1 protein-coding gene is annotated in these 1,375 nt (G+C 60.2%); it reads left to right on the top strand.

The genetic code is table 11. From position 1 onward, the window contains the following. Nucleotides 1-234: 234 nt before the first annotated feature. On the top strand, nucleotides 235-1,047 hold the full coding sequence (tcdA, locus tag AD664_RS25775) for a tRNA cyclic N6-threonylcarbamoyladenosine(37) synthase TcdA (protein ID WP_172679769.1): 813 nt from the start codon (nucleotides 235-237) through the stop codon (nucleotides 1,045-1,047). Nucleotides 1,048-1,375: the final 328 nt, after the last annotated feature.

The raw sequence follows: 1,375 nt of genomic DNA, 5'->3' as shown, positions 1-1,375 counted from the left end.
TAGTGTTCGGCCAACGCTCACAAAATGGCGGTTATCTTATAGCAAAACACCAACCCCTGTGGGAGCGAGCTTGCTCGCGATGGCGGTGGATCAGTCGATACTCTATTGACTGGACTGACGCCATCGCGAGCAAGCTCGCTCCCACAAGGGGGAATTGGTGGGATTCAATTCGCGAACGGCTCGAATTGCCACGGCAAAGCCCTATAATGCGCGCCGGTTTTTGGGGTAATGGTCATGAGTACAGAAGATCCACGGTTTGCCGGCATCGCCCGTTTGTATGGCATCGAGGGCCTGGAGCGCCTGCGGGCGGCCCATGTGGCGGTGGTCGGGGTGGGCGGAGTCGGTTCCTGGGCGGCGGAAGCGATCGCCCGGTGTGGCGTAGGCGAGATTTCGCTGTTCGACCTGGACGATGTCTGCGTCAGCAACGCCAACCGCCAGTTGCACGCCCTGGACAGCACCGTCGGCAAGCCCAAGGTCGAGGTCATGGCCGAGCGGCTGCGGGGCATCAACCCCGACTGCACGGTGCACGCCGTAGCAGACTTCGTCACCCGCGACACCATGGCCGAATACATCACGCCCCACATCGATTGCGTGATCGACTGCATCGACAGCGTCAACGCCAAGGCGGCATTGATCGCCTGGTGCAAGCGCCGCAAGATCCAGATCATCACCACCGGCGGCGCGGGCGGGCAGATTGACCCGACGCTGATCCAGGTGTGCGACCTGAATCGTACCTTCAATGATCCGCTGGCCTCCAAAGTGCGCTCGACCCTGCGTCGCGACTACGGTTTTTCTCGCACCGTGACCCGTCACTACAGCGTGCCGTGCGTGTTCTCCACCGAACAGCTGCGTTACCCGAAGCCGGACGGCAGCATTTGCTTGCAGAAGAGTTTTGTCGGCGACGGCGTGAAGCTCGACTGCGCCGGCGGGTTTGGCGCGGTGATGATGGTCACGGCGACATTCGGCATGGTCGCGGCGACCAAGGCGGTGGACAAGATCGTGGCGGGCGTGCGGCGGCCGGCTGACCGGATCAAGCCTCAGGATTGAGGGTGGGCTGAGGGCCTCTTCGCGAGCAAGTCCGCTTGTGTCTGAGTAAGGGAATAAACTCTGGGGTGAGAGGGGTAGATGGCAAGCTGTGAGTCCGCGGTGCTTGAAGCACGAGTGGGAGCAAAGCTGCCATCTACCTTTCTACTCTGGCCCATAAGCCCGAACAGTTGTACGAGCGGCACTCGAATCACAAGCGTGGGCAAAGCCAGAGCACTCTCATTTCTGAGTGTAAGAGGGTTTTGCCATGATTTCCTGGGTCGGTATCGATATATCCAAATCAAATCTCGTCGTTTGGGTTCGACCACAGAACCAAGGCTATGAGGTCCCC

It is taken from the genome of Pseudomonas sp. P97.38, assembly GCF_001269745.1.
Taxonomy (GTDB): Bacteria; Pseudomonadota; Gammaproteobacteria; order Pseudomonadales; family Pseudomonadaceae; genus Aquipseudomonas; species Aquipseudomonas chlororaphis_E.
Note: the sequence above shows the minus strand (reverse complement) of the source record. Positions and strands in the feature narration are given on the sequence as shown.